At 42.2% G+C, this 15,335-nt stretch carries 17 protein-coding genes and 3 tRNA genes; 16 read left to right on the top strand and 4 right to left on the bottom strand.

From position 1 onward, the window contains the following. Positions 1–125: 125 nt before the first annotated feature. From ACMXYV_RS08815 to ACMXYV_RS08825, 3 genes are all read left to right on the top strand, one after another. Positions 126–878, top strand: a complete 753-nt coding sequence (locus tag ACMXYV_RS08815; RefSeq protein ID WP_415891400.1) for a pseudouridine synthase — start codon at positions 126–128, stop codon at positions 876–878. A gap of 169 nt (positions 879–1,047) precedes the next feature. Continuing rightward, the gene (gene mtnN / locus ACMXYV_RS08820; RefSeq protein WP_415891401.1) at positions 1,048–1,800 is read left to right on the top strand and encodes a 5'-methylthioadenosine/S-adenosylhomocysteine nucleosidase; all 753 of its coding nucleotides are present in this window, start codon (positions 1,048–1,050) and stop codon (positions 1,798–1,800) included. Between the two features lie 45 nt (positions 1,801–1,845). Then, on the top strand, positions 1,846–3,024 hold the full coding sequence (locus tag ACMXYV_RS08825; protein ID WP_415891402.1) for a pyridoxal-phosphate-dependent aminotransferase family protein: 1,179 nt from the start codon (positions 1,846–1,848) through the stop codon (positions 3,022–3,024). A 32-nt stretch (positions 3,025–3,056) separates the two neighbouring features. On the opposite strand, the gene ACMXYV_RS08830 is transcribed toward ACMXYV_RS08825, so the two are convergent. Further along, positions 3,057–3,545, bottom strand: a complete 489-nt coding sequence (locus ACMXYV_RS08830; RefSeq protein ID WP_415891403.1) for a TlpA disulfide reductase family protein — start codon at positions 3,543–3,545, stop codon at positions 3,057–3,059. 138 nt (positions 3,546–3,683) lie between these two features. Here ACMXYV_RS08830 and ACMXYV_RS08835 point away from each other — a divergent pair, with 138 nt between their 5' ends. Next, the gene (locus tag ACMXYV_RS08835; RefSeq protein WP_415891404.1) at positions 3,684–4,559 is read left to right on the top strand and encodes an NAD(P)-dependent oxidoreductase; all 876 of its coding nucleotides are present in this window, start codon (positions 3,684–3,686) and stop codon (positions 4,557–4,559) included. Between the two features lie 115 nt (positions 4,560–4,674). Further along, complete coding sequence (locus ACMXYV_RS08840; protein WP_415884613.1) at positions 4,675–4,806, top strand: hypothetical protein; 132 nt, start codon at positions 4,675–4,677, stop codon at positions 4,804–4,806. 48 nt (positions 4,807–4,854) lie between these two features. Here the strand turns inward: ACMXYV_RS08840 and ACMXYV_RS08845 are convergent, their stop codons facing one another. Next, positions 4,855–5,649, bottom strand: coding sequence for a DUF1853 family protein (locus tag ACMXYV_RS08845; RefSeq protein WP_415891405.1), 795 nt, complete (start codon positions 5,647–5,649; stop codon positions 4,855–4,857). A 132-nt stretch (positions 5,650–5,781) separates the two neighbouring features. Between ACMXYV_RS08845 and ACMXYV_RS08850 the strand changes: the two genes are divergently transcribed. The 7 genes from ACMXYV_RS08850 (at position 5,782) to ACMXYV_RS08880 (ending at position 9,807) form a co-directional block, all read left to right on the top strand. Beyond that, the gene (locus tag ACMXYV_RS08850; RefSeq protein WP_415891406.1) at positions 5,782–6,084 is read left to right on the top strand and encodes an excinuclease ABC subunit C; all 303 of its coding nucleotides are present in this window, start codon (positions 5,782–5,784) and stop codon (positions 6,082–6,084) included. Between the two features lie 87 nt (positions 6,085–6,171). Further along, positions 6,172–7,932 carry an excinuclease ABC subunit UvrC gene (gene uvrC / locus ACMXYV_RS08855; protein ID WP_415891407.1) on the top strand — a complete coding sequence of 587 codons (1,761 nt, stop codon included), beginning with the start codon at positions 6,172–6,174 and terminating at the stop codon, positions 7,930–7,932. A gap of 7 nt (positions 7,933–7,939) precedes the next feature. Then, positions 7,940–8,488, top strand: a complete 549-nt coding sequence (pgsA, locus tag ACMXYV_RS08860; protein ID WP_415891408.1) for a CDP-diacylglycerol--glycerol-3-phosphate 3-phosphatidyltransferase — start codon at positions 7,940–7,942, stop codon at positions 8,486–8,488. 89 nt (positions 8,489–8,577) lie between these two features. Next, positions 8,578–8,652, top strand: a tRNA-Gly gene (locus ACMXYV_RS08865). Positions 8,653–8,675: 23 nt separating this feature from the next. Then, positions 8,676–8,749, top strand: a tRNA-Cys gene (locus tag ACMXYV_RS08870). A gap of 5 nt (positions 8,750–8,754) precedes the next feature. Next, positions 8,755–8,841, top strand: a tRNA-Leu gene (locus tag ACMXYV_RS08875). Between the two features lie 459 nt (positions 8,842–9,300). Next, positions 9,301–9,807 carry a hypothetical protein gene (locus ACMXYV_RS08880; RefSeq protein WP_415891409.1) on the top strand — a complete coding sequence of 169 codons (507 nt, stop codon included), beginning with the start codon at positions 9,301–9,303 and terminating at the stop codon, positions 9,805–9,807. A gap of 71 nt (positions 9,808–9,878) precedes the next feature. Here the strand turns inward: ACMXYV_RS08880 and gap are convergent, their stop codons facing one another. After that, the gene (gene gap / locus ACMXYV_RS08885) at positions 9,879–10,889 is read right to left on the bottom strand and encodes a type I glyceraldehyde-3-phosphate dehydrogenase (RefSeq protein WP_415891410.1); all 1,011 of its coding nucleotides are present in this window, start codon (positions 10,887–10,889) and stop codon (positions 9,879–9,881) included. Between the two features lie 131 nt (positions 10,890–11,020). On the opposite strand from gap, the gene ACMXYV_RS08890 reads away from it, so the two are divergent. The 4 genes from ACMXYV_RS08890 (at position 11,021) to ACMXYV_RS08905 (ending at position 13,370) form a co-directional block, all read left to right on the top strand. Then, positions 11,021–11,701, top strand: coding sequence for a DNA-binding protein (locus ACMXYV_RS08890; protein WP_415891411.1), 681 nt, complete (start codon positions 11,021–11,023; stop codon positions 11,699–11,701). A gap of 154 nt (positions 11,702–11,855) precedes the next feature. After that, positions 11,856–12,305 (top strand): response regulator, encoded by a 450-nt coding sequence (locus ACMXYV_RS08895; protein WP_415888136.1) that lies wholly within the window; start codon positions 11,856–11,858, stop codon positions 12,303–12,305. Positions 12,306–12,389: 84 nt separating this feature from the next. Next, positions 12,390–13,061 carry a response regulator gene (locus tag ACMXYV_RS08900; protein WP_415888137.1) on the top strand — a complete coding sequence of 224 codons (672 nt, stop codon included), beginning with the start codon at positions 12,390–12,392 and terminating at the stop codon, positions 13,059–13,061. 27 nt (positions 13,062–13,088) lie between these two features. Then, entirely contained in the window at positions 13,089–13,370 is a 282-nt protein-coding gene (locus ACMXYV_RS08905; protein WP_415884744.1) for a hypothetical protein, read from the top strand. Between the two features lie 442 nt (positions 13,371–13,812). On the opposite strand, the gene ACMXYV_RS08910 is transcribed toward ACMXYV_RS08905, so the two are convergent. Continuing rightward, positions 13,813–15,195 (bottom strand): nicotinate phosphoribosyltransferase, encoded by a 1,383-nt coding sequence (locus ACMXYV_RS08910; RefSeq protein ID WP_415888138.1) that lies wholly within the window; start codon positions 15,193–15,195, stop codon positions 13,813–13,815. Positions 15,196–15,335 lie beyond the last annotated feature (140 nt).

The following is a 15,335-nucleotide window of genomic DNA, read 5'->3' on the forward strand; positions in this document are numbered from 1 at the left end:
TATCCTCGAAAAAGATTTCCCTATTAAGTTTCTCTATATATAGGTATTTTAGTCGGTTTTTCAAGCCCTTTACATAGTTTTAGTGGGGGGTAGAATCACCCGCTCATACTGAAATGACCTTTGTTATGACTGATCTTGATATTCTTTTTGAAGACGAGCATTTAATTGCGGTCAATAAACCTTCTGGTTTATTGGTTCATCCAAGTTGGATTGCACCTCGTGGTACACCTAATTTGGCGTCCATGCTGAAGAGCTACTTTAATGGTGGAAGCCCTTACACTATTCATCGTTTAGATCGCCCAACCTCCGGAGTGATTTTATTCGGTAAAAACAAAGAGATAGCGCAACAAATGAATCTAATCTTTGCAGAGAGAAAGATTAGTAAAACCTATCTTTGTATGTGTCGTGGCTACACTCCTGAACAGGACGTGATTGATTACGCGCTGAAAGAACAGCTAGACAAAATAGCGGATAAGCACGCAAATCAAGATAAAGAACCACAAGAAGCGGTATCAAATTATAAACGTTTAGCGACGGTTGAAATTGATATGCCTGTAGGGCGGTATGAAAAATCACGCTACTCCTTGGTGGAAGTTAAGCCTGAAACAGGAAGAAAGCACCAAATCCGTCGTCATATGAAGCATATCTTTCATCCAATCGCAGGCGATACCAAGCACGGTGATAATAAGCATAACAAAGCGTTAAAGCAGGAATTCGATCTTCAGCGTTTGATGCTAATGGCAACAGAGCTAGAGTTTGTTCACCCTGTAACAGAACAAAAACTAAAACTAACCGCACCGGTCGATGAATACACTAATCAGCTATTTGGTGGTTTTGGTTGGTCAGGTTTGTACCCCATAGACATAACAGAGCGTTAAAAACAGCCTGCACTAAATCAATTAAGAACTAATTATTTAAGGCTTGAGGAAAAATTAACGTTTATGAGCCAGTAATCATGGGGAATGGGACTAGGTTTTTTATAAAAGCTATGATCTAATCGCGCATTATTAAGATGGAAATTATAGCCTTTTCAGTCGGTAACTTTTGATGACTAAAGAACAAAGCATTTCAGCGCTACTTTCTCAGAAAAATGGCAACATTCGTATCGGTATTATCGGTGCAATGGATGAAGAGGTGGAGCTGTTAAAAGCTGCGCTCGAAGAGAGAGAAGACCACGAAATAGCTGGGTACTTACTTTTTACGGGTAAGTTACATGGACACGATATCGTTTTGCTTAAATCCGGTATTGGCAAAGTAAACGCGGCTATTGGTACGACCATCCTTCTTCAGGCATTTAAACCTGATTGTGTTATTAATACCGGCTCTGCTGGTGGATATGATCCTGAACTAAATGTCGGTGATATCGTTATTTCTTCTGAAGTGCGCCATCACGATGTAGATCTAACTGTATTTGGCTACGAATACGGCCAAGTACCCCGTCAGCCCGCTGCTTTTACTCCAGATGCTACTTTGGCGAAGGTCGCTGAACGATGCATTGAGCGCATGGACGGTATGAAAACAACACGCGGTTTGATCTGCACAGGCGATCAGTTTATGAACGATCCTGAGCGAGTAGAGCGTAAGCGTAAATTGTTTCCTGAGATGAAAGCTGTGGAGATGGAAGCGGCTGCGATTGCTCAGACATGCCACCAATTTAATACGCCGTTTATCGTGATTCGTGCTTTGTCAGATATCGCAGGTAAAGAGTCCGGCGTGTCATTCGACCAATTTCTAGTGACTGCAGCTAAACATTCTGCAGAAATGATCATCGCAATGATTGATGAGTTGGCTTCCAACTGATACAAATAAGGCCTTTGTAACATGTAGCAATTATAAGGGCCTTAAATGACTACCTCTTTTTACCCACCTGTACGTACCCTGATGGGCCCTGGACCATCAGATGTAAGCCCTCGAGTTCTATCGGCGATGGCTCGCCCAACAATCGGTCACCTTGATCCTGAATTTATCCGCATGATGGATGAGATCAAAGTGATGCTGAAAAACCTTTTCAAAACTGAAAACGAATTAACAATGCCTGTATCTGCGCCTGGCTCTGCAGGAATGGAAGCATGCTTTGTTAACTTGGTTGAGCCGGGTGATAAGGTAATCGTCTGCCAAAACGGTGTTTTTGGTGGCCGTATGAAAGAGAATGTAGAGCGTTTTGGTGGCGAATGCATTCTAGTGCAAGATGAATGGGGCAAGCCTGTAGATCTTGAGAAGGTTAAAGCTGCGTTTGCAGACAATGAAAATGTTAAAGCTTTGGCTTTTGTGCACGCTGAAACATCAACGGGTGTTCGTTCTGATGCAAAAGCGCTTTGTGAGTTAGCTCAGGCTAACGGTGCTCTTACTATTGTTGATGCGGTAACGTCTCTTGGCGGTGTAGAAGTTGACGTTGATGGTTGGGGTATTGATGCAATTTACTCCGGTACTCAGAAGTGTCTTTCTTGTCCTCCTGGTATCTCTCCAGTGAGTTTTAGTCAGAAAGCAGTAGAAGCTATCCAAAACCGTACAAGTTCGGTTCCTAGCTGGTTCTTAGATACGAACCTTGTAATGGGTTACTGGGGTGGTGGCGGAAAGCGTGCTTATCATCACACTGCGCCTGTGAACTCTCTATATGCGCTTCATGAAGCTCTAGTAATGCTAGAAGAAGAAGGGCTTGAAAATGCTTGGGCTCGTCATCAGAAGCTGCATTTGGCACTACGTGCGGGTCTTGAAGCAATGGGTATCGGATTCCTAGTTGATGAAGACTGTCGCCTGCCACAGCTTAACTCTGTCATCATTCCTGAAGGCGTTGATGATGCTGCTGTGCGTACTGCGCTACTGAAAAACTACAATCTAGAGATTGGTGCGGGTCTTGGTGCGTTGGCTGGTAAAGTATGGCGTATCGGTTTGATGGGTACTGCATGTACTCAGCGCAATGTTATGTTGTGCCTAGATGCCCTAGAAAACACACTTGCTGAGATGGATGCACCAATTAAAATTGGTGTTGCAGCTCAAGCAGCGGCTGCAGTATTGGCTGAGTAAGTTATTTAAGCCATGGATCATCGGTCCATGGCTTATTTTAACGTCTCGCTAATTAAGGCAATCGATTCAGGGTGATCCCACTCTTTCCCGCCGAGAATTGTCTCAATCAGTTTTCCTTCTTTATCGAACAATAATGTCATCGGTAGTCCTTTAATACCAAATTCGTTAAAAGAACGATTTTTCTCATCGAGTAAGATCGTGAAAGTTAATTCGGTATCAAGCTCCATTAAGAAACTTGAAACAGATACAGAATCCTCACCGGCATTTATTGCCACAATCTCAAAATCTTGATCAGCAAAATGTTCCTGTAGCCTCTGCATTGACGGCATCTCTTTGATGCATGGCGGACACCAAGTCGCCCAGAAATTAAGTAGAACGACTTTTCCTTTGTAATTTGCCAAAGAAACAGTTTCTTGATCTGTGTTTTGAAAGCTCAACTTATAGAGTTCGCTTTGTGCTACAGCAGTGGCAGAAGTGGCAAAAAGAAAAATGGAAATAAGTGCTGATTTTAAGAAGGACATATATTGCTCTCGATAGATACAGTGTCGGATGATAGCAAAATGGTGAATTAAAAAGTACGAGATGGTGTTTGCTGTTTCATCCTTTATACTCTGAGCCTATAAAGAATAAAACAGTTCAATCTAGATGGGATAATAAGAATGAAAGTTGCATTTATAGGTTTGGGTGTCATGGGATACCCGATGGCAGGGCATTTAGCGCAAGCAGGTCATGATGTTACGGTTTACAACCGCACGACAGCTAAATCAGAAGCATGGATTGAGGACTATAAAGGCAGCTTTGCTTTAACGCCTGCAATGGCCGCACAAGGAGCAGATATCGTGTTTACCTGTGTAGGCAATGATGACGATCTAAGATCGGTTACTACGGGTGCGCAGGGTGTACTTCAGTCTATGGCTGCAGGCTCAATCTTAGTAGATCACACAACGGCATCTGCAGAAGTCGCAAGAGAGCTTAACGAGATTACTGATAAGCAGAGTGTTGGCTTTCTTGATGCTCCAGTGTCAGGTGGACAAGCGGGTGCTGAAAACGGCGTGTTAAGCATTATGGTGGGTGGCGATAGTGCCAGCTTTGATAGCGCTGCACCTGTAATGGACTGCTACGCAAAATCTACGCGTTTACTAGGTGGAGCGGGTTCAGGTCAGTTAGCGAAAATGGTTAATCAAATTTGTATCGCTGGTTTAGTGCAGGGCTTGGCTGAAGGGGTTCATTTCGCTAAAGCTGCTGGTTTAGATGCAGCTCAGGTGTTCGACGTAATTCAGCATGGTGCTGCGGGTTCTTGGCAAATGGTTAATCGTCATCAAACGATGATCGATGATGAGTATGATTTTGGCTTTGCGGTTGATTGGATGCGTAAAGATCTAAATATTGTTTTAGATGAATCTCGAAAGAACGGTGCTAGATTGCCGGTTACGGCATTGGTGGATCAGTTTTACGCAGATGTTCAGCAAATGGATGGCGGGCGTTGCGACACATCCAGTCTTCTCATGCGTTTAGAGGGCAATAGTAAGAAATAACCATTATTTTTCAATGGTTTTTGTGGGCCAATGATGGATAGACACGGGCTGTTAGCTCTATATAATTGCTCCCGATATTTCTTTATTACTACTACAAAATATCTAGGACAGTTCTATGGATAAATATAACCTAATCTCCGTTGCTCCAAGCCTTGCGATTGTTGCAGCGATGATCATTGGTACATTTGTTGGCGTTAAAGTAATCAAAAATATGATTGCGAAAGATGCAGCGGCTGCGGACAAGTAAGTTTCAGCTTTGCCGGGAACCTCAATCGAGCAACCCGGCTAATTCCTCCTACCACTCGTTTGGAACAACAAATCCTCTATCTAATTCTTTTCCTGTTTTATCAAATCTAGCTACTAAAATCGGTCTATCAGCTTTTAATAGCTCTGCTTTTATCCCTACATAATCTAAAAGTATAGATTGATCGGCAACGAGCCAGTGAGGCTTGTGCATGATAGTGTAAGTGTCTGCACCTTGAAGGTTCTTTAGTTCTCTTTGTCTAAGCCACCAGCCTTGAAGGTGGTTAGGATTGATGGCTTGATGAAGGTCTGTTTCAGAGCCAAACTCAGCAAAAGGATGAAATAGGTAGCCTTGTACTAACATAACAAATATGGAAGGGGACAATCCTTCACTTTGGCATGCTTGGATGCCCTGAGGGGTTTGAGAAAGTTTAAGCTGATGTTCGAGCATTCTCTCATACTTGATATCTAGCCGATCCTTCTTTCCTGGGCCAATAAAATCATCAAGCCTAGTGCCTGAATTTACTCTTAAATAGTATTTAATTGCGCATTCCAGATGGAAGTCACCCATTAATGAGCGGCCTAGAAAATCGAATTCTCCAAGTGTTACTATGTTATTGAATACCTTTATGTTTCTTTTTATATCAAAGAGATGCGGATTATTATTAAGATTATAGTTGACTATGTTCTCATAATATCCGCCTAGATTTTTTGCTGAAAAATCTGGGTGGGTATCTGATACCAACTTACTGCTGTCTTTGCATAGTAGGTCCTGAATAGAGGCAAAACTATTTGGCACGTTTATCAAAGAGGGACTGTTAAATACCCAGTCAATATCGTTTTCCATGTTTAGCGCTCTTTTTGTAGCTGATTGAGAAGCAGTCGATTCGTCGTAATTTAAGACTTTCCTTTTTACATCAACTGATGAAATGCTTAAAGTATGCTGCAAACACGATGGGATTATAAATAAGGGTATATGATGAACAGAACCACAGATAACAACGTCCCTTTAAGCGAACAGAACCGCGATGTTCTGCTGTCAGAATCAGACATTAATAATATTTTGGTTAATGGCGCGCAAATCTCTTTAACTAAACTCCGTAAAGCTAAAAGCACAGACGCTCAGCTTTGCTACTATGCAGAAATTGGTGTTTACCTAGAAGTGTCGCTTTCTCGCGGTGCAGGTATTACTGAATCGACTATGGGCACTCTTCAGGAGATTCATAGAATTGCTACGCATGAATACATGGATAACCGCAAGTTATTGTCCAAGGTAGAATAGTAAGCAGTGTCAGAAAATATCCCAGTCGAAAGATTTGATGCCAGCGCCTTTTTAGAACAGCTCACAAAAAGGCCTGGGATCTACCAAATGTACGATGCTAATAATGAGCTTCTTTACATTGGTAAAGCCAAAAACCTTAAAAACAGAGTTTCTAGTTACTTCCGTTCTTCTGGTCTTAGCATTAAGACCCGTGCGTTGGTTTCAAAAATAGCAGATGTACAGGTCACTATCACCAACAGTGAAACCGAAGCGCTGCTGCTTGAGCAGAATCTGATTAAGCAGCATAGGCCGCCTTATAATATTCTGCTTCGTGATGATAAATCGTACCCATATATCTTTATCTCAGACAAAGATGATTATCCTGCAGTGCGATTTAGCCGAGGCGCCAAGCGTAAAAGTGGTAAATACTTTGGCCCATTTCCAAGCGGCGGTGCGGTCCGTGACAGCCTTAATTTACTTCAGAAGATATTTAAGATTCGTCAGTGTGACGACAGCTTTTATAAAAACCGATCACGCCCTTGCCTTCAGTATCAAATCAAAAGATGTACAGCGCCTTGTGTAAAAGCCATTTCTAAAGAGGATTATCAAGACGATATCCGTCATGCCTCTATGTTTTTAGATGGTAAGAACGCAAAAGTTATGGATGAAATAGCTAGCCAGATGGAAAGTGCATCAGCTGAGCTTGAGTTTGAAAAGGCTGCGTTATATCGGGATCAACTGATAAGTTTGCAAAAAGTGCAAGAGCAACAGTATGTAACTGGCATGCAGGGTGAGGCCGACGTGATTGGCTGTTCGGTGCAGCCTGGAGGGGTCTGTATACATATGTTGTTTGTTCGCGGCGGAAGAATTATCGGAAGCAAGGCTCACTATCCCAAGGTATCTATCGAAGAAACTTCTAGCGAAATTGTTTCGGCGTTTGTTGCTCAGTGGTATTTGGGGTCACAGCGTGAAATACCGTCATACATTGTTTTGCCAAACGTGGTTGAAGATCAAGATTGCTTGCAACAAGCCATAGGAGAATCGTCAAACAAAAAGGTAACACTTTCACATGCGGTCAGAGGTGAGCGGGCAGCATGGCAGAAGCTTGCCAATACCAATGCTGAGCAGCAGTTAGGTAGTTTTTTAGCTAACAAAAAGAATATCTATAACCGATATCTAGAGCTACAAAGTCTTTTGGATCTTGATGAAGTTCCGCAACGACTAGAGTGCTTCGATATCAGTCACAGCTCAGGTGAAGCAACAGTTGCGTCATGTGTAGTATTTGACAGAAATGGTCCTCTGAAATCGGATTACAGGCATTTTAATATTGAAGGAGTTACCCCAGGTGATGACTATGCGGCCATGCATCAGGCCCTATTAAGACGTTATACACGTTTAAAGAAAGGCGAGGGCAAATTACCTGATATTTTGTTAATCGATGGCGGGAAGGGCCAAGTTACTCAAGCAATGGAAGTGCTAGATGAGCTAAGCATATCTGACGTCTTGGTAATTGGTGTGGCTAAAGGGCCTACTCGCAAGGCTGGATTTGAGGTGCTGATTTCAGGCGATACCAGTGAAGAAACTGTATTGGAAAGTAGCTCTGCTGCGTTGCATCTCATTCAGCACATTCGTGATGAGGCGCATCGGTTCGCCATTACGGGGCACCGAGCTAGAAGGGGTAAGGCAAGAAAACGCTCAGTTTTAGAGGATATACCGGGAGTTGGTCCTAAACGCAGAAGGGAGCTATTAAGACATTTCGGTGGAATCCAAGAAGTAGAGCGCGCCAGTGTTGAAGAAATTGCAAAAGTCTCTACCATAAGCAAAACAATTGCCGAAGAAATATATGCGGCACTCCATCCTGATATTTGAATGCCAGATGAATATACCCAATATACTTACATCTTTACGTATTGTTTTAATTCCTGTCTTTGTGCTGATCTTCTATTTGCCTTATAGCTGGGCACCCATTGCAACAGGAGTGGTATTTGCCGTTGCCGGTTTTACTGACTGGCTGGATGGCTATTTAGCTAGAAAGTTAAATCAAACCTCTCCCTTTGGCGCTTTCTTAGATCCTGTTGCCGATAAGCTAATGGTAGCTATATCTTTAGCGTTACTCGTCGAGAGCTATGCATCATGGTGGATAACTATCCCCGCAATCGTAATAATCGGCAGAGAGATTGTGATATCAGCTTTACGGGAATGGATGGCTGAAGTAGGGCAGCGAGCGAGTGTGGCTGTCTCATACATCGGAAAAGTAAAAACAGCATTACAGATGCTGGCGATTATGCTCATGATTGTTACAGAGCCATATACAACGATTTCTATAGCCGGGATTATTGCACTATATCTTGCAGCTGCATTAACTTTATGGTCTATGTATCAGTACCTTAGAGCTTCTTGGCCTGCTTTATCTGAACAGATGTAAGTGGTTAATAATTAAGCAAATTTTTTTATAAAATATGTGTTGACATATAATCGGGGCTCTCTATAATACGCACCACTTGTTACAGCAGAGCGGGAATAGCTCAGTGGTAGAGCACAACCTTGCCAAGGTTGGGGTCGCGAGTTCGAACCTCGTTTCCCGCTCCAAATCTTAAGTAGCAAGCCTATGAGGCGCGGTGGCAGAGTGGTCATGCAGCGGACTGCAACTCCGTGTACGCCGGTTCGATTCCGACCCGCGCCTCCACCCTTGCCCGGGTGGTGAAATTGGTAGACACAGGAGACTTAAAATCTCCCGCTCGCAAGAGTGTACCGGTTCGAGTCCGGTCCCGGGCACCACTTGTGGTAATCATTCTCCTTAATATATATCCTGGCTTTTAATAGCGACTTTACCCTTACTTTATTTCCCTTGGTCACGCGTGCAGCTGTCTTTTGGTCTAAAGAGTATTCTGCAAAAAAAACTCTTAAATCCTGAGTCGCTAAAGTGATCTCCAATCTATCTTATCAACCTGTTTATTTTTCATGTTGATTGATGCTCTAGCTATCCATGTGATTTATATGGATTTTTTATTCTTCGTTTAACAGTATCTCTTAAAGCTAGCTTTTACGGTGTGTTTAGGCTATTGCTTTGTTTGAATTGATGTCTATTATTATTGATATTAAGTGAATAGCCTTACTTTATATAAGGCTGGTTGTTTTTGCTTAAGGGGTAAGCGCAATCAACGAGATAGTCATTGCTATACTTAAATGACATCGAGGGATATAAACAACACGTAGGAAAGGGAGTTCAGAGATATTATGACAGATCTTCCGAAAGGTATATTTGTACTGGCTGTTGCTGGTGTTATTGGGTATCAAGCAATTAAAGCGCTTGATATTGATTATCTTGCTCAGTCGTCAAGCTCTCCTGCAGCAACAAGTAAGGCCGCTAAAGGTCCTTTAAATGACACTGATAAAGTGGAGGCTGTATTGGCAGGGGCTGATCCCACTGATGTATTTCAGCCGACTGCGGCTGGCAAGAAGCTTTTGGTTGCATGTGATAGTGGTTTTATTGCGGGTGATATTGATAAGAACCGCTATTCTAAAATCAGCTACGCATCTATCACTGAGCGAGGAATAACCTACATTCAGGTTTCGAGATACTCCCCAACCTATCTTGTGCAGGAGCATTATCAAGCTGTAACGGCGACAGAGGTAGATAAGGTGCCTGATAGCATAAAATCAGCGTTACAAACCAAAATTAATAATCCTCACGGCTGCAGCTCGCAAGATTTATATCTCTCACAGATAAATTATCTTAAATAATTAAAACGTTATATTTGCTGGAAAAATTAAGCCCTTCACTAAGCATGAAGGGCTTGGTTTTTATGGCCATGTTAATTTGAGATTTGGTGCATCAGCTGGGCTGTATCAAGCATGCGGTTTGAAAATCCCCATTCATTATCATACCAAGCAAAAACCTTAATCGTATTTTCATGTGTCATGGTTTGCGTGGCGTCGAAAATACAGGATTCAGGCCTGTGATTGAAATCGATGGAGACTAGGGGGTCGTGATTGCATGCAACAATTCCTATGTAGTTTTTGGCTGCTTCCCTTTGGATTAAATCGTTTAACTCGCTAGCCGAGCAGCTACTTTTTAGGGTTGCAGTGAGATCAACAAGTGATACGTTTGAGGTTGGGACGCGGATGGCCATGCCTGAAAGCTTGCCTTCAAGCTCGGGAAGAACAAGGCCAACAGCTGCAGCGGCGCCTGTCTTGGTAGGAATCATGGAGCTGGCAGCAGATCTTGCTCTATATAGATCGCCACTAAAAGCATCCATTAAATGCTGATCATTGGTGTAAGCGTGTATGGTCGTCATTAGGCCTGATTGAATGCCGAAGTGGCTGTTAATTATCTTAGCTAATGGTGCTAGGCAATTTGTTGTGCATGAGGCGTTGGAAATTATAGTGTGATGTGGCTGAATAGAGTTTTGGTTTACACCGTAAACAACGCATGCGTCTGCATCTTTGGATGGTGCTGAGATTAATACTTTTTTGGCGCCAGCTTCTATGTGCTTTGAGGCTGAATCTCTATCGGTAAATAGGCCGGTGCATTCAAATACAATATCTATATCAAGCTCAGCCCAGGGAAGGGCGCTAGTGTCTTTTTCTCTAAATACCTTTATAGCATCGCCATTAATGATTAAGGCGTCATTCTCAACAACAACATCATGTCTAAATCGACCGTGAATGCTGTCGTATTGGGTTAGATGTGCATTTACCTGAGGATCGCAAAGGTCGTTGATGGCAACTATCTGCAAGTTGTCACTCAAGTGGGATTCGTAAAAGGCTCGAAGGATGTTTCTGCCTATTCTGCCGTAACCGTTGATTGCTATTTTTGCTTTCATAGTACTTCCTTATCATGCAGTTAGGGTTACTTTTAGAGTAGCTCATCTAGTGTTTCCGGCAATATAAAATTTGAAAGAAAGGCGAATGTGAATATAATAATATGTATCATTTGATACATATTGAATATTATATGAAACAAAATACGCAGAATTTGGTGAAAGAGGCTGCCGATAAGCTTTTGCGTGAAGGTATAAAACCAACACAGCAAAGCATTAGGGATCGTATTGGAACAGGCTCAATTACAACGATAAATAAGGCGTTAAACGTTTGGTGGTCTGAGCTAGGTGAGCGGCTTGATCAGGTTGAGCGAAACCCTAGCATTCCTGAGCCTGTTGCCAATAGTGCTAATAAGCTTTGGTTGCAGGCGCTCGCTTATGCGAATAAGGAGCTTGATTCACAAAGAAGTGCTATGGAAAGTGAATTTGCTGAGAGAGCTAGAGAGTTATCTAAAGCCTCTTCTGCTGATCACGGTGAGCTGAAGGAGTTGAGGGCTCAATGCCTTCGATTGCTTCAAGACAATGAGAGGCTTTCTAACGAGAAGGGTGAAGGTCTGCTAAAAATTGCAGAGTGCGAAACAAGGCTTATCGAGAGTCACTCGGAGATATCTCGTCTTACTAGAGAGCTGAAGCAGACAGAGATCATGTCTGAAGGCAGCTCTAATATCGATCAATACATTGAGGTTCAAGTGGAGAATCGGACCTTGCAAGAGGAGAATAAGAGACTCAATAGAGCAATTGATGCTCTTGCGGGTGAAAAGGCTGAGCTGCAGCTAGAGGTGATAAAATTAAAGCAAATGCTAACGGCACCTTAGAATCCTAAAGTAGTGATGCTATATATTATTAACGATGTTAATCTTTATTAAGCTTTGTGCGAAATTGATTCATAGCTTGCTGGTCATATCTTTAATAAAATAGTGCTTAGTACTGGTAAACTAATTTCTATCTATTTATAGGTAAATATCTGAAATGGATATAGTTTTAAGAGAATCGGCACAAGATCAAGAAATCATTGATGCTTTGCATCAATGTGGCCTTCAAGATGCTGTGTGCTGTAATAGCGAGCAGGATTTCAAGCAGGCGAAAGCTCTTCTTCTTAAAGAAAAGCTAAAGAATGTAACAATTCAGCTTCTTGATGATGATGGCTATGCTATTAAGCAGGTAACAAGTAAGCCCAAAGATCCAAGAATAGCGCGCGAACAACTTAATGGCAGGCAGGTAGCGGTTGTTAAAGCACTAGAGAAGGTGCTAAGGCATTGTAAGAAAGAAGGCGTCCAGCTTGTTGGTTACAGTGATGAATTGGTCGCCTTGCCTGCGCATATTCCAGTTGAAGAAATTTCTAATGCTGGAGCCATGGATGTTGAGAGCTTTGATGTATACAAAGGTGCTGATGCAATAGCACCTTCAAGTGATATTTAGAATAAAAAATTATATAAATCAGATAATTAGGCAATAAACTTCAGCTTAAATATCTATTAGCAGCCTGGTTATTAGGAAGCGAATATGTCGACCCCAATTAAGATTTTGCTTGTAGATGATCACCCTTTAGTTAGGGCTGGATTTCAGCGCCTGCTGATATCTGATGAAAGCATAGAAATCGTAGGGGAGGCTGATAACGGCCAATCGGCTTGCGAGATGTACTCGCAATATGAGCCCGATGTCGTGATTATGGATCTCAATATGCCTGCAGATTCAAATTCTGATGAGGCTGCTTCTAATAATCTCAATGGTGGTCTTGAGGCTATTCGGCGGATTATCTCGAGAGATCCAAAAGCAAGAGTGCTGGTTTTAACAGCCATGGAGACCGATCCATTTCCTGCTCATGTAGTAAATGCTGGAGCCAAAGGCTTTTTAACTAAAAGATGCGCCCCTGATGAGCTTTTGGAGGCAGTAAAGGCTATTCATAAGGGTGAAGAGTATATTACCGAAGAGATACGCTCACGAATAAATGGAGACTCTTCAGGCGGATCATCTCTCGGCAGTCTTACAAAACGCGAGTTGCAGATATTCTCTTTGCTTGCTGAGGGTCGGACGGTAGCTATAGTCGCTGAAGAGATGTTTTTAAGCCCTAAAACCATTCATGCCCACCGCACAAACATCTTCAGAAAATTAAAAATTAGCAATAATTCTGAGCTAGTTCACCTCGCAATTCGTCACAACATCGTCCAAGCTTAAGGTAACTCTCTTAACGAGGTTATCGATATGAGCGTACTGGACTTTACAGAGTTGCACCTAGAAACCGAGTTTCTTTGGAATGAAATTTCTGTAGGCGATAGCGTCATGCTTGATGCTGATCTATACGAATCCAATAGCTGCAAGCTCCATAAGTACCAGCCTTATGAGGTTCTGGCCAAAATGCACTGCATGGCGCCTGAGCCATCCATCTTAATCGTCGAGTCTGATGTGACAGGTGAGCTCATAAACCTTCATCCAGCACTATTATGTAGCTACCAATCAGCTGAAATACCCGTTACGCACTCGTAGTTCAGCTATCTTGTTTTTCTATCGTGATCCCGATTTAGTAATAGGATGTAATGCTTTTTCCTGGTTGAGATCTGGGTGCTCCTTGCCGCTAATAGAAGGCATTAAAGGTAATACCATTGGTGGTTATTGATGTTACATTTTTATCAAATTTGAAGCATTTTAAAGTCGCTTTAGGCTAGTTAAAGCAAGTGCTTGCAAGGCTTGTAGTCGTTGTTATTGCTGTATATTCGACTTCGCATAATATATATTATGTTAAATAGGATATTTAAGTATGTAACTATGGCTATCGCCTACTTTGTGTAGATACGTATTGAACATATAACCTTATATGCGGAGTTAAAATTATCGTGCGGAGAGCTTCGTAAAAATTAAATTTGGGAGCTAAGTACCGTAAAGAACAACGCAGCGCACGCTGTTCTTTCGGTTGATAGTTAGAGATATGTTAGGACTGTTGTTCTGCTAGTTCACGAATCTCTTCAAAGGACCATTCTTTTAAAAGATCTCCATTGCGATAAACAGTGATTAGTTCATTGTTCATTGCTCCTAGCTCATCTTCTCTAATGGTTAAGAAATTGTTATTAGCATTTTTAATAAGCGCTAAGCGTCCTCGTTTAGATCGTTTGCCTGGATCTGTGATCGGATCTTTATATACATCCTGCCATTTTCCATTGATCTGAATTGCAGACGCCTTCATCGCAAACTTCTGGGTATCGCGATTTACTTTTTGTAGAAGCTCACCGCCCATACCAAAAGCGATATTCTCGGCACTTATTTTACGAATCTTTAATGCCTCTAAAATAGCTGCGATAGATTCTAGATTTACACCGTCACCTTGTATGACCCTAATGCAGTCCGGTAACACTCTGTAACCTTTGCTGTTATAGCGACTGCCGAACTTAGCCATTAGACGCTCAATCGTCTCTGAAACGATTTCAACTGGATCACCAGAGTCTGGACGCACAACCAATGTTCCTTCCATATTCTTAACATCTTCGATGAGCTCTTCACCCCAGATATTATCGATGGCATTCCATAGATTGTATGAGTCACTTACTACGGCCAGTAGCTTATCTTTACCACCAAATTGTTTCAGCATGTTTTTATAGGCTGCAGATTCATTTGGCTTACCCCAGCTTGTTATGGTGCTGTGTTCTGCTGCAGGAATCGAGAATCCAGCCATGTCGGCACCGTAATAACGCTTAGCTGCTAATAAGCCTGATACTGTATCAGTGCCCATAAAATTCACTAAGTGAGCGGCTGCGCCTAGCGCTGAAGATTCTTCTGAACTTGCGCCCCTGGCACCGAAATCGTGTAACTTAAATGCAAGGCCATCAGTGCTATCAGCAGTTTCTTCCATGTATCTTTTGATAATCGCTTTACAACTTTTAGAGACTGTCGCTACGGTTGTTGGATACCAAATGGCCCTTAGTAATGCCGTTTCTATATAACTCGTTAACCATGCACATTTAGGATCAGTGTTTTTTACCTGAACCATAACGTTATTGGTCGGTAATAACGTGCCTTCTGGTACTGCCTGAATCTCTAGAGGTAGATAACCATCGTAGGCACTCAAGATATATTCCCAGCCATCACGGTTAAAAGGAACACCGTGCGCTGTAAGAACTATCTCTGCCTCGTCTATATCTTCTTTCGTGACAGACTTGCTTAGATAGGCTTTTATGAATGCCTGAAGGCCAAATACAATCGTATTTGCATAAACACCACCGCGAGATTCGATATAGCTAGATACGAATTCTGTACCTAGAGGATATTGAACGTAGTGTGACGTTTTGTAGGAATCTGTATTAAGTATTAGGTTTTTCATGACGGAGTTCCTCCTGTCTTATGTGTGACAGCATCGGTCTATCCAATGCTGTTTTACTCCTAGTAAGCAGAATCCCTGCTCACCTATTTTGATTATTTAAGTGCTTCGCAATCACTTAATGAATACATAGTGGCCTATAG

The sequence above is a fragment of the Neptuniibacter sp. SY11_33 genome, from assembly GCF_047778025.1.
Classification (GTDB): Bacteria; Pseudomonadota; Gammaproteobacteria; order Pseudomonadales; family Balneatricaceae; genus Neptuniibacter.